19 protein-coding genes are annotated in these 21,188 nt (G+C 36.3%); 14 read left to right on the top strand and 5 right to left on the bottom strand.

Translation table 11 applies throughout. From position 1 onward, the window contains the following. Positions 1-118 precede the first annotated feature (118 nt). On the bottom strand, positions 119-1,393 hold the full coding sequence (locus M2372_RS09685; protein ID WP_123320072.1) for an NAD(P)/FAD-dependent oxidoreductase: 1,275 nt from the start codon (positions 1,391-1,393) through the stop codon (positions 119-121). A gap of 211 nt (positions 1,394-1,604) precedes the next feature. On the opposite strand from M2372_RS09685, the gene M2372_RS09680 reads away from it, so the two are divergent. From M2372_RS09680 to M2372_RS09650, 7 genes are all read left to right on the top strand, one after another. Next, on the top strand, positions 1,605-2,594 hold the full coding sequence (locus M2372_RS09680) for an aldo/keto reductase (RefSeq protein ID WP_123319133.1): 990 nt from the start codon (positions 1,605-1,607) through the stop codon (positions 2,592-2,594). Between the two features lie 70 nt (positions 2,595-2,664). Beyond that, positions 2,665-3,339 (top strand): response regulator transcription factor, encoded by a 675-nt coding sequence (locus M2372_RS09675; protein ID WP_123319132.1) that lies wholly within the window; start codon positions 2,665-2,667, stop codon positions 3,337-3,339. 141 nt (positions 3,340-3,480) lie between these two features. Beyond that, positions 3,481-4,773: a HAMP domain-containing sensor histidine kinase gene (locus tag M2372_RS09670; protein ID WP_123319131.1), complete on the top strand. Its 1,293-nt coding sequence runs from the start codon at positions 3,481-3,483 to the stop codon at positions 4,771-4,773. A gap of 93 nt (positions 4,774-4,866) precedes the next feature. Beyond that, positions 4,867-5,901 carry a sulfite exporter TauE/SafE family protein gene (locus M2372_RS09665; RefSeq protein ID WP_123319130.1) on the top strand — a complete coding sequence of 345 codons (1,035 nt, stop codon included), beginning with the start codon at positions 4,867-4,869 and terminating at the stop codon, positions 5,899-5,901. Between the two features lie 114 nt (positions 5,902-6,015). Continuing rightward, the gene (locus tag M2372_RS09660) at positions 6,016-6,768 is read left to right on the top strand and encodes a hypothetical protein (protein WP_123319129.1); all 753 of its coding nucleotides are present in this window, start codon (positions 6,016-6,018) and stop codon (positions 6,766-6,768) included. 37 nt (positions 6,769-6,805) lie between these two features. Next, the gene (locus M2372_RS09655) at positions 6,806-9,223 is read left to right on the top strand and encodes a TonB-dependent receptor domain-containing protein (protein ID WP_123319128.1); all 2,418 of its coding nucleotides are present in this window, start codon (positions 6,806-6,808) and stop codon (positions 9,221-9,223) included. 20 nt (positions 9,224-9,243) lie between these two features. Further along, positions 9,244-10,044: a phosphatase PAP2 family protein gene (locus M2372_RS09650; RefSeq protein WP_123319127.1), complete on the top strand. Its 801-nt coding sequence runs from the start codon at positions 9,244-9,246 to the stop codon at positions 10,042-10,044. Between the two features lie 193 nt (positions 10,045-10,237). Here M2372_RS09650 and M2372_RS09645 read toward each other — a convergent pair whose 3' ends face one another. Further along, positions 10,238-11,161: an alpha/beta hydrolase gene (locus M2372_RS09645; RefSeq protein ID WP_228455683.1), complete on the bottom strand. Its 924-nt coding sequence runs from the start codon at positions 11,159-11,161 to the stop codon at positions 10,238-10,240. A 278-nt stretch (positions 11,162-11,439) separates the two neighbouring features. Here M2372_RS09645 and M2372_RS09640 point away from each other — a divergent pair, with 278 nt between their 5' ends. Then, positions 11,440-13,044, top strand: a complete 1,605-nt coding sequence (locus M2372_RS09640; RefSeq protein WP_185018782.1) for a T9SS type A sorting domain-containing protein — start codon at positions 11,440-11,442, stop codon at positions 13,042-13,044. A 98-nt stretch (positions 13,045-13,142) separates the two neighbouring features. Here M2372_RS09640 and M2372_RS09635 read toward each other — a convergent pair whose 3' ends face one another. From M2372_RS09635 to M2372_RS09625, 3 genes are all read right to left on the bottom strand, one after another. After that, entirely contained in the window at positions 13,143-13,946 is an 804-nt protein-coding gene (locus M2372_RS09635) for an SDR family oxidoreductase (protein ID WP_123319125.1), read from the bottom strand. 22 nt (positions 13,947-13,968) lie between these two features. Then, on the bottom strand, positions 13,969-15,633 hold the full coding sequence (locus M2372_RS09630) for an FAD-binding dehydrogenase (RefSeq protein ID WP_123319124.1): 1,665 nt from the start codon (positions 15,631-15,633) through the stop codon (positions 13,969-13,971). A gap of 128 nt (positions 15,634-15,761) precedes the next feature. Then, positions 15,762-16,862 (bottom strand): SMI1/KNR4 family protein, encoded by a 1,101-nt coding sequence (locus M2372_RS09625; protein ID WP_123319123.1) that lies wholly within the window; start codon positions 16,860-16,862, stop codon positions 15,762-15,764. A 126-nt stretch (positions 16,863-16,988) separates the two neighbouring features. On the opposite strand from M2372_RS09625, the gene M2372_RS09620 reads away from it, so the two are divergent. The 6 genes from M2372_RS09620 (at position 16,989) to M2372_RS09595 (ending at position 21,040) form a co-directional block, all read left to right on the top strand. Next, the gene (locus tag M2372_RS09620; protein WP_123319122.1) at positions 16,989-17,264 is read left to right on the top strand and encodes a hypothetical protein; all 276 of its coding nucleotides are present in this window, start codon (positions 16,989-16,991) and stop codon (positions 17,262-17,264) included. Positions 17,265-17,347: 83 nt separating this feature from the next. Then, positions 17,348-17,776, top strand: a complete 429-nt coding sequence (locus M2372_RS09615; RefSeq protein ID WP_123319121.1) for a rhodanese-like domain-containing protein — start codon at positions 17,348-17,350, stop codon at positions 17,774-17,776. Position 17,777: 1 nt separating this feature from the next. Continuing rightward, positions 17,778-18,281: a TlpA disulfide reductase family protein gene (locus M2372_RS09610; RefSeq protein ID WP_228455682.1), complete on the top strand. Its 504-nt coding sequence runs from the start codon at positions 17,778-17,780 to the stop codon at positions 18,279-18,281. Between the two features lie 444 nt (positions 18,282-18,725). Then, positions 18,726-19,121 carry a DoxX family protein gene (locus M2372_RS09605; RefSeq protein ID WP_123319119.1) on the top strand — a complete coding sequence of 132 codons (396 nt, stop codon included), beginning with the start codon at positions 18,726-18,728 and terminating at the stop codon, positions 19,119-19,121. A 163-nt stretch (positions 19,122-19,284) separates the two neighbouring features. Next, on the top strand, positions 19,285-20,358 hold the full coding sequence (locus tag M2372_RS09600; RefSeq protein ID WP_123319118.1) for a sensor histidine kinase: 1,074 nt from the start codon (positions 19,285-19,287) through the stop codon (positions 20,356-20,358). Then, positions 20,339-21,040 (top strand): LytTR family DNA-binding domain-containing protein, encoded by a 702-nt coding sequence (locus M2372_RS09595; RefSeq protein WP_185018780.1) that lies wholly within the window; start codon positions 20,339-20,341, stop codon positions 21,038-21,040. The genes M2372_RS09600 and M2372_RS09595 overlap by 20 nt, the downstream gene beginning before the upstream one ends. The last annotated feature ends 148 nt before the right edge of the window (positions 21,041-21,188 follow it).

Raw genomic sequence — 21,188 nt, 5'->3', positions numbered from 1 at the left:
TTGCAGCTACTATTACAGGCTGATGTATATTTGCTGTGGCTTCGTTAAAACAAGATCTTCTTCCTGCCCGTCAAAGGCTTTTGCAATATATTGAATAGTGAATTGATTTTTATCGGATTCAGACAGATCCGTTTTCTGTATTCTTTTTCGGATAAAGGATCAGCCTGATGGAAGGGTTATTGGTGATAAACAAACGAAACCAGTCAAAGGCAAGCTGAAGCTTATTTTTAAACCCAACCAGAGGAATAATATGGATAAAAAGCCAGGTAAGCCAAGCCATAAATCCTTTAAAGGAATGCTTCGGAAGATCAACTACTACATTATATTTCGAAATAATGGCCATACTTCCTTTGTCATTATACTGAAAAGGCTCCAATACCTTTTCATCTTCTATCCGTTTAAAATTGGCTGCAAGGTTTTTTCCCTGCTGAATAGCCACCTGGGCAAGCTGAGGATGACCATTAGAGTATTTCTCTTCAGAAAGCATCAAACAGAGATCACCCAATGCATATATATTTTCAGTTTCTTCTACTTTATTGTAAGCATCTACCAAAATTCTTCTTCCTTTTCCGATGCTTTTGTCAGGTAATCCCCAAACCTCACGACCGATAACTCCGGAGGTCCAGATCAGGGTTTCTGTTTCAATTGTTTTACCATCACTTAAAATAACTTTACAGTCCAGATAATCTTTTACAGCCACATTCAGGATAATTTTCACGCCCAGTTCTTTGAGTTTTTCATAAGCAGTTTCCTTGGCCATGTCGCTCATCGGCGAAAGCAGAGAAGGAAGAGCATCTACCAGATACAGATGGGAAAGACCTAACTTAATTTCCGGGTATTCTTTTTGGGCTATATATTTTCCCATTTCTGCAAGCATTCCTGCCAATTCTACTCCTGTAGGACCACCTCCTGCGATGACAATATTCTGAAGTTTCTCCGCTTGTTTTATGTCTTTATTTCGGGCAGCTTCTTCAAGAGTTAACAGGATATGATTTCTAAGATAGAGTGCTTCTTCTATGTTTTTCATGGGTAGGGCATGTTTCCTTACATTTTCCATCCCGAAGAAATTGGATTCTGTACCCAATGCAAGTATCAAATAATCATAAGCCAGCATTCCTGTATCCGTTTCTATGGTTTTCTCCTTACTATTAATTCTTACCAGACTGCCCATGTGAAATTTTACGTTTCTATTATTTGAAAACAGTTTACGAAAAGGGTAGCTGATATTGGAGGCTTCTATAAAAGATGTTGCTACCTGATAAATTAATGGCGGAAAAAAGTGATAATTATTTTTATCTACCAGTGTAATTCTGAAGCGGCTGTCGTTTCTGAGGGATTTGATAAGATTAATGCCGGCAAATCCTCCTCCTACGACTAGAATATGCTTTTTCATATTAAATGGATCTTGAAATGGTCTTAATTCCACCAATAACAAGACCAAAGATTCCGAAATACAAACATTTAACATAAAATAAGAAAACCGTAATATTCTCTTATCAATGTTTAATAAACAGGCAAAAAAGACTGGAATTCTATTACCCGTTTTTCTGTTTAAGTCTGCATGATGTTTGCAGCATATATTCAACACCATAAAAATTATCGATATGAAAACGCAGGTTTTAACAGAAAAACACAGATTAGGAATAGGAGGGGTTGCCATTGGAACTGCTTTTGAAAATATAACGGACGAAGAGGCTTATGATATTCTTCAGACTGCCTGGAATTCAGGAATAAGATATTATGATACATCTCCCTGGTATGGCCTCACCAAAAGCGAAAGAAGGTTTGGGGATTTTCTTAAAGATAAAGATCATAAGGAATTTATATTTTCTACAAAAGTAGGGAGGCTTTTCCATCAGGTTCCTGAATCTGAGGTTCCGCCTACGATGTGGAAAAATCCTCTGAACTATGATTTTGAACACAATTATACGGCAGATGCTGTAAAAAGGTCTATTGAAGAAAGTCTGCAAAGAATAGGATTGAACCACATTGATATCGTTTACATTCACGATCTGTCTGAAGATCAGGTAGGGGATCGTTATCCTTATTTTCTGAAACAGGCTAGAGAAGGAGCATTTAAAGTTCTTTCTGAACTTCGGAATCAAGGTATTATCAAAGCCTGGGGAATGGGGGTTAACAAGATTGAACCCATTCTTGACTGTATTGAATCTGCAGATCCCGACATCTGTCTTTCTGCCACACAATATTCTATATTAGAGCATGAAGATGCTGTAGACAGGCTTCTTCCTGCAGTAAAAAAGTCAGGAGTAAAGCTGGTTTCAGGCGCAGGATATAATTCAGGATATATTACCGGAAGGGAACGATATAATTATAAGAATCTGATTCCAAAGGGTATGGAACAAAAACGGGCAAGAATAATGGCCATCGCAGAGAAATACAAAATCAATATTGTGGATGCGGCACTTCATTTTGTCCTTGCATCTGAGGAATTTGTTTCTATTATTCCAGGTGCCAGTAAACCGAACCAGGTACAGGATAATGTGAAAGCACTGCATGCCCAGATTCCTCCTGGTTTTTGGCAGGAATTGAAAGCAGAAGGCCTGATCTATGAAAAGGCCCAAGTCCCTTTTTAGTACATTTTATTCTCAAGATTATTTATTTGACGTTCAAAATTTCTTCAAAATTTAATCTTAGATTTATCGCATGAAAATTCTAATTGTTGAAGACGAAGCAGAACTCGCCAAAAGTATTTCCGAATATTTATCTTTGGAAAATTACCTCTGTGAAAATGCAGTTACCTTCAGTGAAGCCATAAATAAAATAGAAATGTTCGACTATGACTGTATCTTACTGGATATTATGCTTCCTGATGGGAATGGCCTTAAGATTCTGGAGGAATTAAAAAAGCAAAATAAGGAGGATGGTGTTATTATTATTTCTGCCAAAAATGCTCTGGATGACAAGATTGAAGGTCTGAAGCTGGGAGCTGATGATTATCTTACCAAGCCTTTTCACCTTTCTGAGCTTATGGCAAGGGTGTATTCCATTATCCGTAGAAAGCAGTTCAGCAGTTCTAATGTGGTCAGACAAAATGAACTTCAGATCGACCTTCTGGCGAAAACAGTAGCCGTGAATGATGAAACTGTTTCTTTAACCAAAAAAGAATTTGACCTTTTAATCTATTTTATAGGAAATAAAAACAAAGTAATCTCTAAAAGTACACTGGCAGAACATCTTTCCGGTGATTTTGCTGATATGCTTGATAATCATGACTTTGTATATGCCCATGTGAAAAACCTTAAGAAAAAACTATATGATGCAGGTTGTGAACATTATTTGAAGACTGTATATGGAACGGGGTATAAATGGGAAGCCTAGGTTAGAAAGTATATTCCTTGCTATGATTGGAAGGATACAGATGACAGTCTATTTTCAAATTTTTAACCCTTAAATAAAATGCTAAATTGCAAAGAGTAAAAACGATTCAAACGATCAGCTTTAAACCTTGAACCATACAATTTGAAACCTCTACTAAGCAAAACCACCAAACCTTTTATTATCTATGTACTTATTGTTCTGATGATAAGTATTCCCGTGTATTATTTCGTAGTGGATTCCATTTGGCAGAATGAACTGGATGAGCATAATCAGATTATTGTAGAGAAAACGGCTTATAAATTCAATCATTTAAAGCTTTCTGATGAAAATCTGGAACGGAGTATTGATCTTTGGAACCATATTCAGCCCGAAACAGATATTGAAAGAATCACCCAAAACCAAATAAGGAAAGACAGCGTTTATATTTCGGAAAAACATCTACCATTTATTTCCGAACAAAAAAAAGAACGCTACCGATGCCTGAAAAAGGTAGTGTATATCCATGGAAAACCTTATCTGTTTACAGTAGAGACCAATATTGAAGAGTCTCATGAAACAATTGGTATCATTGCGATGATCACGATATTCTTCTTTGTGGTCATTTTGGTAGGGCTTCTTTACCTGAATAGGAAGTTTTCTGCATCCATCTGGAAACCTTTCAGGGATACGCTTAATCAGCTCAAAACTTTTAATCTTAACAATCAAAGTAAAATTGAATTTCCAACTTCTGACACTATGGAATTTCAAGAGCTGAATCAATCTGTTCAAAAGCTGATAGAACGTAATATCTCTGTCTATAAAAGCCAGAAAGAGTTTACTGAAAATGCATCCCATGAACTGCAGACTCCATTAGCTATCATTAAAAATAAACTGGATCTTTTGCTACAGGATCAGGATCTTACTGAAAAACAGTATGAGATTGTTGAGGATATGAACAAAGCACTTACAAGAAGTTCCCGTATTAATAAAAATCTGTTATTACTTGCTAAAATAGATAATCATCAGTTTGATAATTCTGAAACTATTTCATTTGACCAGATGCTTCTTCAAAGTATTGATATTCTTGAGGAACATTTTGAACAGAAAAACATATCTGTAGAGAAAAATATAATCCCTATTAAGGTAAATGGAAACAGCAGCCTTACAGAGATTATGATAAATAATCTTATCATCAATGCGATCCGTCACACTGCTTTTGGGGGCACAATTTCTATTCAATTAATGAATTCTGTGTTCGAAGTTTCTAATTCAGGAGCTCAACAGCTGAATGGAGAATTATTATTTAAAAGGTTTTCAAAATTATCTGCGGATACTAATGGAAGCGGACTTGGTTTATCTATTATCCAGGAAATCTGCAAATTTCATCACTGGACAATCAATTACAGATTCGAAAATGGACGTCATATTTTTTCTGTTAGTTTATTATTTTCTTAACATTTAAATTTTAAAAATTCAAAATTAATTCTAAATCGGAGGGCATCTTTGTACTGAAAATATTAGGTACTGAAGTGTAAATTTTATTTAGAAATGATTTTAAAAATTGCTTTTTTATTCGCAGGAACTATTCTTGCATTCTGGATCAGCGCTATCTGTGGAGGTGGTGCAAGCCTTATTCTGATTCCGATCCTGAATCTTTTGCTTCCTACCTCACTGGTTCCTTTTTCTCTAACGATTGGAACCTTTACAAGTTCAGCTTCCCGAATTGCTGTATTTAAACAACATATTAACTGGAAGATATTTTTATGGTTTGTTCCGTTTTCTATTCCGGCTGTTCTGTTGGGTGCCTATCTGATTAAATATGTAAACCCCAATTATCTGCAACTGATGGTAGCATTCTTCCTGATCGCCAATCTGCCGCAGCTTTTTGCTTCTAAAAATAAAATTGAAGAAACAGGAAAAGAATATCCAAAATCAGCATTGGCTCTTATTGGTTTCTCTGCAGGTTTTATTTCGGGGATTACAGGAGCTGTAGGATTGCTTTTTAACCGTTTTTACTTAAAATTCGGACTTAAAAAAGAGGAAATTGTAGCAACCCGTGCGGCTAATGAAATTTTTCTTCATCTTATTAAACTTATCATTTATATTTCATTAGGACTATATTCCAATACTGCTCTTTGGTTAGGAATTGCGATTGCAGTAGCCGCTATTCTTTCTTCTTATACCGTGAAATATATTCTGCCGCATCTGAGTGAAAACCTGTTTAAAAAGATAGGGTATGGGGCTATGGTTATTTCCGGGATCACTTTAATGACAAGTACTTCAGGAAAGATTATCCAGCAGGATCAGATTGTGATTAATTCTTCATCCACCGTGCATAAAAATGTTTATACAATGTCCTGGAGAAACACCCGGATGGTTCTTGAATATAAAGGTCAAGAAGGAATAGAAATAGAGAAAAATGTACAGCCTGAGGAACTGTCCGGATATCTGAAAGAAAAGTATCATACCCTCATAGAACACTACGATGAGGTTCATATTGAAAAAGTATATGTATTAGGAAAAAAGACCTCTCATGAGTTTTATTGTTATAAAGGCAATGTGCTTACAAAATTCAAAGCTTAATAGTATAATTCTGAATTATAAAATATAAATACACAGTGTTTTACCATGGAGTTTTTCGCAGATTGACACAATTTATCCTTCCGAATATTTTAACCCAATAAGAAAATAAATACAATGAGAACGGCAAATAAAGTAGCAGCAGTCACTATCCTTTTCTGGCTTATGAAAATTGTAGCGACCACTTTAGGGGAGACCCTTGGTGATTTTATTTCCATGACCCTGAATTTGGGTTACACGAAAGGAATCTTCATTACCTTATTCTTTTTCATCTTTATATTATCAATACAACTCAGCGTCAAAAAATATATCCCGGCTGTGTACTGGTTGGTTATCATCGCAACAACCACACTGGGAACGGAAATTTCAGATTTTATTGACAGAACATTGAAAGCCGGATATTTAACAGGAAGTCTGATACTTCTTTCCGGGCTTTTACTTTCGCTTTTTTTATGGTATAAAAAGTATCGTAATCTTGAGGTATTCCCCCTATTTGAAAGAAATAAAGAATTCTATTACTGGACTGCTATATTATTCTCCAATAGCCTTGGAACTGCATTTGGGGATTTTTTGAGTGATAATTTAGGACTTGGATATATGACCGGAGCTTTGATTACCGGACTGATCATTCTGATTGTTATACTGCTCCATTATTTTACAAAGATCAATCATGTGGTTTTGTTTTGGATTGCCTTTGTATTGACCAGACCATTTGGAGCTACTTTTGGAGACCTTTTGACTAAACCTCTTACAAAAGGAGGTCTTGATCTGGGAACAATCAATGCTTCCTTGGTATCTCTAGCCTTAATGATCGTAATGATTTTTATTTCGCAAAGAAAACAAATTAACGAACCTAATCTTCAAAACTGAAATTTTATACAATAAGTAATTAAAGCCCCCAATTATAATGAACAGATCAAAATTTTTACTTTTCCCAACCATTGCTATTTCTTCTATGGTGACCGCACAAGTAAGTTCAGTCACTTTTTCCGGAAAAGTAACCACTAAAGATAAGAAAGCCATTCCTTATTCCAATATAATTTTAAAAAAGGAAAAAGATACAGCATTTGTTGCCGGAACAATTACCAATGAAGAGGGAAGATTTTCTATTAGCGGAGTTAAACCAGATCATTACTTACTGGAGGCTTCCATCGCAGGATATAATATGCATAAACAATCTGTTTTTATTGGAGGTCTTTCTGAGTTTTTAGAAATTCCGCCGATAGAACTCAATCAAAAACAAGAAAAAGAAACAACAATTGAAGAAGTCGTTGTATCTGCTTCTAAAAAAAATGACCTGGATAACAAACTTGATAAAAAAACCTATTCTGTAGCGGATAATATCAGCCAAAGTGGAGGATCAGTATTGCAGAGTATGCAGAATCTTCCCGGGATTACTGTACAGGACGGAAAAGTACAATTAAGAGGAAATGATAAGGTAACCGTTCTTATTGATGGTAAACAGACCGCCCTTACGGGATTTGGAAGCCAGACCGGACTTGATAATATTCCGTCTTCAGCTATTGAGAAGATTGAGATTATCAACAATCCTTCTTCAAAGTATGATGCCAACGGAAATGCCGGAATCATCAATATTATCATGAAGAAAAACAAACAGAATGGCTGGAACGGAAAAATAGGATTTACAGCAGGTCTGGGCTCATTGTGGGTAAGAAAAGACAACTTGCCAACCATCAGGCCTCAATATACGCTGACTCCAAAGATTAATCCGTCTCTTTCTCTTAATTACAGAAAAAATAAGGTCAATCTATTTCTACAGGCTGATAATTTATACACAGAAACTCTCAATAAAAATGAATTTGTAACCCGTACTTATGATAACGGAACGGTTATTAACTCTCAATTGAAAAGAAACAGAAATACCAACTTCTTTAACACAAAAGCAGGATTGGACTGGAATATTGACGCCCAGAATACTTTAACCATTTCAGGAATGTACGGAAGTGAAAAAATTATAGATCGTGGAGATCAGCCATTTTTCAATGGAGATAAGTCTCAGCGCCTTCGTTTGTGGCAATTTCTGGAGGATGAGCTGAAAACGACCATAATGGGGAGTGCTTCTTATCAGCATAAATTTAAAGAAGCAGGTCATTTATTAAATGTTGGATTCAATTATACTTTTCACAGGGAGGATGAAAAATATTTCTATGATAATTATTTACCGGCATCTACCGGAACTGATGCTTTCAAACTCTTATCAGATGAACAGGTTTATGATTTCAATGTAGATTATATAAAGCCTTTAAAATATGGCAGAATTGAAACAGGTATTAAACTGAGAAGCAGAAGTATTCCTACCAATATGAACTTTATTCCCGGAACAAATTCAGTACTGGATGCATCTGCCGGTGGTAAAGCTGACTATAAAGAATTTATTCCTGCTGTTTATGGAAACTATATTTTTGAGAATGAAAAATGGGAGGCTGAGCTTGGGCTAAGGCTGGAATATGTAAGAATTGAATATGATGTGAATCCTAATCATCCAACGTATAAAAGTGATGGATACCATTATACTCAGCCATTTCCCAATTTTAGACTAGCCTATAAACTGAATGACCATAACAAGTTTTCAGTGTTCTATAACAGGAGAGTAGACCGTCCGAATGAAGTGGATATCAGAATATTTCCAAAATATGATGATGCCGAAATCATTAAGGTTGGAAATCCGGCATTAAGGCCACAATTTACCAACTCTATTGAATTGGGATATAAATATAATTGGGATAATGGATATTTATATTCTGCCATATATCATCGCTTTGCCAATGGAACAATTACCCGGATCTCGAGTATTGTACCAGGCAGTAATCTGATCTATGCGATTTTTCAAAATGCCGGTAAAAGCTATAATACAGGATTAGAAGCAATCTGGAATCAAAAGGTTTCGGATGTCTACTCATTCAATATCAATGGAAATATCTATCGTAACCAGATCAATGCATTTACAGTTCAAAATCTATATCCTCAGCCTAATATATTTTCAGCAGACAGGCAGAACGCTGTTTCCGGAAATATAAAGCTGAATAACATCTTTCGTTTTTCAAAAGGACTGAATATTCAGCTTACAGCTGTTTATCTGGCCCCGGATGTTATTCCTCAGGGAAAAATAAAAGAAAGGTTTACCATGGATATTGGGTTGAAAAAAGCAATTCAGAAAGGAAAAGGGGAACTTTTCTTAAATGCCTCTGATCTCCTCAACACAATGGTTATTAAGAAAAATATTCAAGGGATGGGATTTGCATATACCAGCAATGATTATTATGAAACCCAGGTTGTAAGACTGGGATACAGCTATAAGTTTTAATATAAAACAATCTGCGTAAAATGAAAAGGTCCTGTCAAAAATCACTCATTTATCTACTGATTTTCACCTCTGTTATCAGTAGAATCAATGCTCAGAATAATGATACTATTATGGCTGATGAGTCTAAAAAAGATAGTTTGTCTGGTATCCATACAAGTAAGCTGAATTATAAAAGTCTGATTATTCCTGCAGCATTCATTACGTATGGAGTAGCAGGCCTAACAACAGATAAGCTCAAACAACTTAATTTTTCTACCCGTACAGAGATTAATGAACACCAACCGGCACCAATGAACCTGGATAATTATACCCAATATGTTCCTGCAGTAATGGTATACGGATTGAATGCCATAGGAATAAAAGGAAAACATAATCTAAGAGACCGTACTATTATTTATGCTTCTTCACAACTGATTTCTGCGGCATTTACCATGCCTTTAAAATACCTTGTCAAAGAAGAGAGACCCGATCAGTCAAACACCCTTTCTTTTCCTTCCGGGCACTCTGCCACAGCATTTTCTTCTGCACAGTTTATGTTCAGGGAATATAAGGATACCAATTTCTGGCTTAGCCTTTCCGGATATCCGTTTGCCATTTTTACAGGAGTATACCGGATGCTGAATGACAAACACTGGCTTGGAGACGTAGTTGCAGGCGCCGGCTTTGGAATTCTTTCTACAGAACTGGCTTACTGGCTTTTCCCAAGGATCGATACTATCCTTCGTGGAAAGAATAAAGCTAAACCCCTCTCAAGTTCTACCATGATTATGCCTTTCTATCAAAATAAAATAGTAGGAATAGGATTGGTTAAAAATTTCTGAATCTATTTTCAGAATCAACCTTTTGTAGCTGAACGTTTGTTAATTTTTAACCATTAAGGATATTGATCTTAAAGTTAAGATTCAAATAAATTTGAATGAAGCATTTAATTTATTGATAAAGTGAATCGGCGGCCTGTGGCCGCCGATTCATATTCTTTCAAACTAAAAACATTGTCTATTGATGGATAATATATTACAAATTTTCCCTGTAAAAAGGGATCAATTTATCCAATGCTATTTTTACAGGCTCCGGCTGATCATACAGTTCGTAATGTGACCATCCTTCCGCAATCACAAGTTCCTTTTTCTCTGATCTGGCTCTTCTCATAATCTCCAGGCCATCTCTGTACGCTCCAAAACCTCCGGGCTTATCCCCAATTACTACCATTAATGGTTGTGTGAGTAATACCTCTGCAAGATAAAAAGCATCCCAGCTTACTGCGGCACTGCTTCGGGAATATAGATAGCTGGTTGCTCCGTGTGGTTTTTCCCCTCTTGAGGTTTTGTAATATTCTGTAGCTTCCAATACATCAATATCCTTGATTCCAGCTGCTTCCCCAGCTTCTACAGATGGTGGTAAAAATTGGTCAATACGTCTTTCTGCTCCTCTTGCTTCTGCTGTACGTTGTTCCGCAATCTTCTCCAACGCATCAATAGGGTTCCAGTTTCCGAATGCTTCTCTCCAAAGTCTTCCATAATTAGCTCCTGTAATGCTTCCTACAGCCTTGATACGACGTTCTGTCATAGCTGCGTTGATTGCATAACCACCGCCACCACAAATTCCCAATACCCCGATACGTTTTTCATCTACATAGGGAAGGGTTACAAGATAATCGCAGGCACAACGGAAATCTTCCACTCTTAATGTGGGATCTTCAATGAAACGGATATCTCCGCCACTCGCTCCCTGAAATGATGCATCAAATGCCAGCACTACAAATCCTGCATCTGCCAATGCCTGTCCATACACATTTCCGGAAGTTTGTTCTTTACAGCTTCCTATTGGATGTGCACTAATGATGGCTGCATATTTTTTATTTTCGTCAAAATTAGGAGGGAAATAGAGATCTGCTGCAACGTCCCAGTTAAGGTTTTTGAATGTTACTGATTGAATCATAATACTTGTTTTTTAGTGATTAACACTGTGATTATTTTATGATACAAATGTACAGGCATTCATTTTCAAAGCAGGTAAACATATTACCTGAAAACGGATACATTTTACTGATAGGAAAACCTTCAGGTTTCGAAAGACCTAGTGTTTATTTTAAAACAAGATTAATTTACATTCAGGATTATTAATCCAACAATGACGTTAAAAAATTTTAAAATATGAATGTTTATTCCTTTACAAATTATATTTTTACTCTTTCTAATTCAAATAAACTAAAAACCATGAAATTCAATTACAAAAAAACACTACCTGTATTGGCCGGTATTTTTTTTTCGGGCTTTGCTATGGCACAAGCTCCGTCCATACAGTGGCAAAAATCTTTTGGAGGCACTGGAAGTGACTATGCAAGTTCTATCATACAGACAGCAGATGGTGGATATATGATTGCTGCATCGTCTAACTCAACTAACGGTCATGTTACCGGAAATCACGGAAATTCAGATTACTGGCTCTTAAAATTAAATTCTACAGGAGTTCTTCAATGGCAAAAAACTTTTGGAGGAACTGGAGATGACAGAGCCACTTCAGTTATTCAGACTACAGATGGTGGATATGTGGTTGCCGGAAATTCTGATTCAAACAATGGTGATGTAACAGGCAATCATGGGTTTACAGATGGATGGGTTTTAAAATTAAATTCTGATGCCGGCGTTACTTATTGGAAAAAAGCTTTTGGAGGAACAAATTATGATACAATCAGTGAAATAGTCCCAACAACAGATGGTGGATATATATTTGTGGGAAGTTCTTCTTCAAATAATACAGGTGATGTACCCGGAAATAATGGTTATATAGATTATTGGATCGTAAAAATAAATTCGGATGGAAATGTTCAATGGAAAAAATCTTTAGGGGGAACAGGAGATGACCGGGCCAGTTCTGTTGTTCAGACTACAGATGGCGGATATGTAGTTGCCGGATATGCCGAAAACAACAATGGTGATGTAACAGAAAACCATGGAGGGAAAGATTATTGGATCATAAAACTGAATTCAGATGGTGGAGTAATTTACTGGAAAAAATCTTTAGGTGGCTCACACCAGGATTTAGCAACATCTCTTGCAAAAACTTCAGATGGAGGGTTTATTGTAGCAGGTCATGCATTTTCTAATGACGGAGATGTAACCGGAAATCATGATGGAACTGATTACTGGGTTGTAAAAATAGATGCCACAGGAAATATTCAATGGCAAAAAGCTTTGGGGGGAAGCAAAGCTGACTTTGCCTCTTCTGTCATTCAGACAAATGATGGCGGGTATTTGGTTGTAGGAAGTACAGCTTCAAATGACGGCCAGGTGACAGGATATCATCCATCTACAGGTTCAGGTTCAGGAGAAGTGCCCTCTTCTTATGATTATTGGGCTGTAAAACTGGGTGCTACAGGAAATATTCAATGGCAAAAATGCTTGGGAGGATCAGGAGTTGATGATGCAAACTCTGTTATTCAAACAGCAGATGGGGGATATATAATTGCCGGAGGTTCTAATTCAAACAATGGCGATCTAACCGTTAATCAAGGAAATGATGATGTCTGGGTAGTAAAACTTGCTCCGGAGAATCTGGCAACAAACGAGGTTTCGAAAGATATTGTAGTTACAGCGAATGTTTTCCCTAATCCGGCAAAAGATTATATTACCTTAAAGCTTGATTATTTTACCCCTTCTATGCAGGCTGTGATTACAGATATGTTAGGAAAAACAGTTCATCAGCAGAAATTAGAAGGACTAAGAACAAAAATAAATACAAGTCATCTTGAAAAAGGAGCTTATTTTTTAACCGTACAGGGCGGTACACAAAAAATAACTAAAAAATTCATTATAGAATAATTTTACATTAAATATTGACCCCACTAAAACCCATACTTGAAGTGTGGGTTTTTATATTATAAACTGCATCCTTATCTCATTCATTCTAAAATTTTCTTTCAGACTACTTTTGCTTTTCGGATGATTTTTGCCAACAGGGCAGGGAAGAACCTTTTCAGATAAACTCCTAATATTTCTTTGCCACCAATGGCTTTTTGATTTTTCTTTTTTTCAATGGCATACAGCATTTTTTTTGCGAAAATATCCACAGGTATTCCGTTATTGGTAGCATCGTCCATTGTTCCTTGTTTTGATCCGTCACCGGTTACTGCATGAATGGATATATTGGTTTGTATAAACCCAGGGCAGATTATCGTTATTGAAATGTTTTGAGCATATAATTCTGCGCGGAGAGCATCAAAAAAACCATGAAGTGCATGTTTGGCAGCAGCATAACCACTGCGCATCGGAGCTCCAAATATTCCCATAAGGCTTGAAACTACAGCAATCTGTCCGCCTTTATTTTGAATCATATAAGGAACCACAGCTTTGGTTAATGCCACTGTCCCTATAAAATCAACATCCATTAAGCGTTTATCTACTTCTATATCGGTTTCCATAGCCAGAGAACGTTGTGATAATCCTGCATTATTAATCAGAATATCTATTTTTCCAAATGCAGCCTTGGCTTTGGCTGCTATTTCAGGCATTTCTTTATAGTTCTTCAGATCTAAAGGAATTACAGTATACCTGTTAACAGTAAGCCCGGCACTCTCTGCCACTTCATAAAGCTGTTCTTCATTTCTTGAGGAAAGAATAATTTTAGCATTGCTTGTTTGTACCAATTCTTTTACCAGGGCTTCACCAATTCCCGATGATGCTCCTGTAATCCAGATTACTTTATCGTTATAATAATTGCTCATTTTGTGCTTTTATCCATTTGAATTATTCTTTTAATCCGGCAATATACTTTCCAGCTTTCATTCCTGAGAAAATACACCCACCGAGAAATGTTCCTTCCAAAGCCCGGTAGCCATGCATTCCGCCACCTCCAAATCCTGCCACTTCCCCTGCTGCATAAAGTCCTTTAATGATGCTGTCGTCTTCTCTTAAAACCTGTCCGTTCAGATTGGTTTTTATTCCGCCCAATGTTTTTCTTGTTAAAATATTCAGCCTTACCGCAATCAAAGGTCCGTTTTCAGAAGAGAGGATCTTATGGGGAGCAGCAACTCTTCCAAGCTTATCTCCCAGGTAACTTCTGGTGCTTCTGATGTAGTTAATCTGCGTATCTTTTGAAAACTTATTATCAAGTTCCCTGTCTCTGGCTTCGATCTGGGATTTTATTTTTTCATAATTCAGGAGGTGGTTGCCCGCCAGCTGATTCATTCTTTCTACCAGATCTTTCAGATTGTCTGAAACGATGAAATCTTTTCCATGCTTTTTAAAAGCTTCAACAGGGCCGGGAGCTTTCTTTCCAAAAATTCTCTTCAGAAAAAGAGCATAGTCTCTATTGGTAATATCCGGATTCTGTTCTGAACCGGATAGAGCAAATTCTTTTTTGATGATTTTTTGGGTCAGAATAAACCAGGAATAGGAATATCCTGTATCCTGAATGTATTTCAATGTTCCCAGCGTATCAAATCCTGGAAGAAAAGGAGCGGGGAGACGATTTCCCTTAGCATCAAACCACAATGAGGAAGGTCCCGGCAATATCCGGATCCCATGATTGGGCCAGATGGGTGCCCAATTTTGCAACCCTTCTGTGTAATGCCACATCCTGTCACGATTGATGATACTGGCATCTGCATTTTCAGCAATACCAATCATTTTACCATCTACATAGGCCGGAACACCACAAACCATATTCTCGGGAGGAGTTCCCAGTCTTTCGGGCCAGTTTTTCCTTACCAATTCATGATTGGCACCGATACCTCCTGAGGCAATGATAATGTGAGGTGCAGAATATTCAAATTGGGAGATGATGTTTCTATTGGTAGCAACCCCTCTTTCCTGAGTATCATTTTCGAGAATATCACCTTTCAGACCGGTTACTTTTCCGTTTTCTACAGTCAGTTCCGTCACTCTGTGCCGGAATTTCATTTGCAGAAGCCCTTTTTCTCTGGCTTCATATGCTTTTTCCACAAAGGGTTTTATTACTCCTGTACCGGTTCCCCAGCTCACATGAAAACGGGGGACAGAGTTTCCGTGCCCGCTGGCAGATCCGTCACCACGTTCTGCCCAACCTACCATAAACATCAGTCTGATGCCCATTTTGGAAATGTACTCATACTTTTCCCCTGCAGCAAATTTAAGATAGGCTTCTGCCCATTTTCGGGGCCAATAATCTTCATCACGATCAAAACCTGCAGTCCCTTTCCAGTCCTGTAAAGCCAATTCATAAGAATCTTTAATTCCCACTCGCCGTTGCTGGGGTGAATTAATCAGGAAAAGTCCCCCGAATGACCAGAAAGCCTGCCCGCCAATATTCTGTTCAGTTTCCTGATCCAGAAGCAGTACTTTTTTCCCAACATTTGTAATTTCCATTGCTGCTGTAAGTCCTGCCAATCCGGATCCTATGATTATGGCATCAGGCTGGAATGTTTCTTCCATGATAAGGTGTTTTTTATTCACAATACTTTATATAAATGTATAAAATATTTGTATTTAAATACATACAACCCTTTCAAAAACAATAAGAAATTATTAAGATACCAGAGACTTACAATATTGAAGATCTTTTAATCCAAAGTTTCAAATTCAACTATAGCACCGAGATCTTCCAATTGTTTAGCATCATATTCCAGCCATTTTCTGTATCCGGTTCTGAACAATATTTTAGGTTTTTTACTGAGTTCAAGTGCTTCTGATCCTGAGAGCCCGAATTGTTTCTTCAGTAATGCAATAACCTTCATTTTATTGGGTCCTATATCCGTAATATACAAATTGACTTCTGAACCTATTGATTCATAAGTTTCTATTGATTCTTCCTCTTCTTCCTCTTCAATACTTGTATAGACTTCTTTCCATAAAGGATTTTCCAGATCTATATTTTCATCAAAATATTGAATTAATGCTTCTTTACCAAATCTTAGATTCTGAATTTCCTGCAGTATTTCCTGAAATGTACTTAAACTTTCAGCTATTTTTACAGGTTCCCAAACTCCCTGACCGTGATAGGCGAAATAGACCGGAAAATCATCTTTAGCCTCATTTAGATCAATAAAAAAAGGATCTGCAAAATAATTGGAAGCCACAACAATCCAATCTGATTTAAATTTTCCCGGAGCATCACTCGTCAAGTCTTTATTTTCTACTGAGTTATAATGATATCCATCCTGAAAATAATAAATATGTTCTACAGAAGTATAATTTTCCGGCAATGCAAGTCCTTCAATAATGGCTGGTTCTTTCAAAAACTGTAGAATAGAGGGGAAAGAAGCTATTTTTTGAGCTAAAATAGTATTTTCATTTTGCTTTCTCTCAAGGTTAGCCTCCGAAACGGCATTCTGTTTTCTTTCAAAAGGAAATTTCCGCTGCATCCAGTGCATCAGATCGCGATCCAGTACTTCAAAATCTTTTTCCTGCAATACTCCATACGAACTCAGGTACACTTTTGTATTTCCTTCATCTTTGGAAATAACAGCAACCTGCCCACCGGAATCGTCTGCCACCGGAAGATATTCGGAAATATATTCCCCAAATTCATAAGTATCATAACGTTCCTGTATCTCTTCTACTGTACGAAACACACGGACTACATCAAAAATAATCTCGTCTTTGTATTTTTTAGTAAAAGCCTTAATAAAATTTGCCCAGTGCTCAGGAGGATTCATTTTCATAGAATAAAAATACTTTTAAGTTACCTTAAATCATAGCTAAGCCTTACTATGATTTGTTTTTCTCTACTAAAATACAAAAAAGAGAAATTCATCTGAAGTTTTATCTTTGTTAAAAATCATATTACAATGGAAGAAACTAAACCTTATCCAATATTTGCAGTAGATAAAGACGGAACCCGCCACAGCATTGATGCTGCATCCATTATTATACAGCTCGAAGAAGAGGATATTGAAATATCACTGATCCCGCCACATCCTGTTTTTCAAGGAAAACTGACCTTAGCAACCGGTTCTGCTATTCAGGGTAGGGAACAGGAGAGAGGTTCCGGAACCCGATTGATCATTGAACCGGGAGCTGCCAATGTCATTCACATCACTCCTAAAAAGAATAAAACCCTCTAAAACCCTGGTAATTGCTGGAAAATACAGTCCTGAAACCTTTTAAAATTCAACAAATCATTTATATATTTGTGAAAAATAGAAGTATGAAGTATTTGTTTATGATGGTGTGCTTTGTCTGTTCCGTTTTCAGCCAGGCACAGCAAACACAGAATCCGTGGAAAGATAGTCAGCTAATGGATCCGGCATTATTGGCCTCCAGAATTGTAAAACACAAAACCAAGGATTTATTAATCATTTCTGTAGGGCCTGAGGCTATTATTAAAGGTTCTGTAGATATTGGCCCTACTCATGAGCCTGAGAATCTGGAAAAATTAAGAACTTATCTTAAAGATATTCCTAAAAATAAGGAAATTGTAATCTATTGTGGATGCTGTCCTTTCGTAAAATGCCCGAATATTCGTCCTGCATTTAATTTATTGATGGAAATGGGTTTTAAAAATGCAAAACTTTTAAATCTTCCTAAAAACATAAAAACGGATTGGCTGGATAAAGATTATCCAACAAATGATTAATATGAAAACGAGTTGTATACTATTATTTTTAATCCTGTTTTCAGGATATACCTTCGCACAAAATAAGATAGAAGTAGGGAAGAGGGCTCCTGAAATAGCAATGTCTCAAGCAGATGGATCTCCATTTTCGCTTTCAAGCTTAAAGGGAAAATTGGTTCTTGTTGATTTCTGGGCCACCTGGTGTGCTCCGTGTGTAGGAGAGCAACCGGAATTGAAAAAGCTATATGACACCTATTCTGATCAGGTAAAAGCTAATAAATTTGAAATCCTGGGTGTTTCTCTGGATAAAAATAAAGAGAGCTGGCAGAAAGCGATCGATCGATTTAGTATCAACTGGATACAGGTCAGTGATTTAAAATTTTGGAAAAGCCCTGTAGCAAAAGCCTATGAAATAGATGAACTGCCTTTCAATGTTATTATTGATGGGGAAGGAACCATCATCGCTATAAATCTTCATGAAAAGGAGCTTGAAGAATTTTTAAAGAAAAGTTTAGGTCAGAATTAAGATCGGAAGAATAACGATACAAAAGAGTGGTCAGGGTGGCCACTCTTTTTGTTTTTTGACAGTTGTTTGTGCATTAGAATCGGAGCTGATTTAGCTGTTGTTATCAATCAGAAAGTTATAGAGGGAAGACGTTCCCGATTGATACGTTTTTTTCAGTCAAGTTTTATTAATTTCTTGAATTAATGCGGTAAAAGTAAGGAATAAATTTACAAAAATCACAATTAAGGGAATAATTAATATGTTAATCTTTGCTTTTAAATAAGTAACAATTAGTTAATAATAGAAGATGAATAAAGGAAAATATTTGTTAACCATCAGAGACAAAACAGGTTAGAATACTTTGAATATTCATTTTCAAAAAGTGGAAAAGAATTTCATATGCTGTTAGAAGCAATTCATATACAATAAAAACAAATATTTCTTCGTGATATCTACCTTAGATTCATGAAAAAGAACTTCTACCTCAGATTTGCATTGTCTGTTATCTTACTTATGCATAGTGTGATTTCTATTTTTAGTGGCGATGTTAATAATTTTGGAATCAATTATCTTAATACCATAGGGTATGCACCTATAGGATTATACCTTGCGTGGGTAATAAAACTGACACATCTTGTTTCAGTTCCATTACTTTGGCTGGATCGTTGTATACAACCGGTTTCCATCAGTAATATCATCATTTTGATTTTTGGAATTTATTATATTCATTGGGGGAATGGCTGGTTTGTGGTAGGAGGCGGAAGCAATGGAATTGAATTTAATATTCTTTTGATATTTTCTTTTATCAACCTCATGTATCCTGAAGTTCGTTTAAAAAAAGGATCAACAAAAATATTGTAATTTGATCTTTATTTTGAACTGTTAAGAAGGATTAATAAAATATTTTTGATATTACTGTATTAATCCTATAGGTTGTTTGTAGATGAATGAACTGTTTTTATAGCTTTTATATTTTTATATTTGACTGAACAATATTACTTTGTACTTTTAAATCATAATAAGCTTGAAATCAATCATAAAATCCAAGGTACAGATTCATTTGCTTTTTTGGATATTGTATTATATTCTGGAGGCATATCTTGACTTTTACTGGTCCAGATACCAGTTTCCGGATTTCACTTGGCAGATACGGCTTCAGAATACCCTTCTTCTGGAACTGGGGTATCTTCTGATTAAAATTCCTCTTGCCTATTCCTTGCTGTATGTGTATGAAAAGATTCATTTTAATAAGGTTATTAAATGTATTCTCTATATTCTGATTATTATACTCGCCGTTTTAGGACATCGGTTTTTCACCCATTATATTATTTATCCTTATATCTATGGAGTCACTGAGACTTTAGGTGACAAGCAGCCTTCCGGATTTATCAACGGTCTGGTGGCTTTCAATTCCTTTATGGATCTTATTTTTATGGTTGGATTGGTTTTCGGAGTAGAAATTACAAGACAGAAAAACATGCTGAAAGAACAGATTTCTCAATTGAGATCGGAAAAACTGGATCAGGAACTTACCATGTTAAAAGCCCAGATCAATCCTCACTTTCTGTTTAACACTCTGAATAATATCTATGGAATGGCTCTTAAAAAGGCAGATGAAACCCCTGATGTAATTCTCCAGCTCTCCAAAATCATGCGGTACAATATCTATGAAGCGGCTGAAAAAAGTATTTCCATAGAAAAAGATATTGAAAATATTAAGGATTTTTTACAGATTCAGAAAATAAGACATCACCATCTTAGTGTGCAATTACAGGAAAGCATTGATAATCCTTCTCAGGAAATTTCACCGCTTATCCTGATTCAGTTTGTTGAAAATGCTTTTAAGCATGGTGTTTCCGAAAGTCTGGGAGAGTCTTTTATTACCATTGATATTAAACTGGCAGACGGAATCCTTACCTATTCTATTGAAAATTCCAAAGAAGAGAGATCTCATCAGCATTCTACTAAAATAGGACTGAAAAATATCCGTCGCCAGCTTGAACTGCTTTATCCTAAACACAGACTAACTGTTGAGAATAAAACTGACCGATATATTGTGCAACTCAAAATTGATTTCAATGATACATCCAACCTCTAAAAAATACAACTGTATTATTGTAGAAGACGAGCCCATTGCCGCAGAAATTCTCGAAACTTTTATTTCCCGGGATCCGGAACTGAATCTGACAGGCACATGTTCTGATGCTGTACACGCAAGCAATCTTTTGAGTATTCATAAAGTAGATCTGATGTTCTTAGATCTTCATCTCCCGGTGGTTAAAGGCTTTGAATTTTTGAAACAATTGAAGAATCCGCCATTTGTGATTGTAACAACAGCCTATCATCAATATGCAGTAGAGGGATATGAACTGGATATTGCAGATTATTTACTGAAACCTATTCCTTATGAACGGTTTGTAACAGCCGTTGGTAAATTTAAATACTTAATGGAAGCTGAAGATGCCTTACTGGAAATGGCTGAACGCGATCATATTTTTATCAGCAGTGGCAAGAAACAGATTAAGATCATTCTACAGGACATTTTTTATATCGAAAGTTTAAGGGAATACATTCATATTCATACTAAAACAGAGATATTTATCTTTAAAATGCCAATCAGTAAAATAGAGGCAAGTCTAAACCCGAATATCTTTACCCGTATTCATAAGTCCTATATTATTTCCAAACCAAAAATCGAAGTAAAATCTGCAACCATTGTACAGATTAAAGGCAAAAAGCTTCCTATTGGCCGGACTTACAAGCCATTTATTGACTTGTAGGGTTTAAAACCACCCCGTCAAAAATTAGAGGAATTTTTGCCACCCCTTCAGAGGCTCATCTTGTAGTGGTTTTGAAATAAGATTAAATTTGTACTGTGAAAGATTTTGAAAATATCAAGGGCCTACGTCCTCAGAAAATAAATAATTT

The sequence above is a fragment of the Chryseobacterium sp. BIGb0232 genome, assembly GCF_024810195.1.
GTDB classification, from domain to species: domain Bacteria; phylum Bacteroidota; class Bacteroidia; order Flavobacteriales; family Weeksellaceae; genus Chryseobacterium; species Chryseobacterium pennae.
Note: the sequence above shows the minus strand (reverse complement) of the source record. Positions and strands in the feature narration are given on the sequence as shown.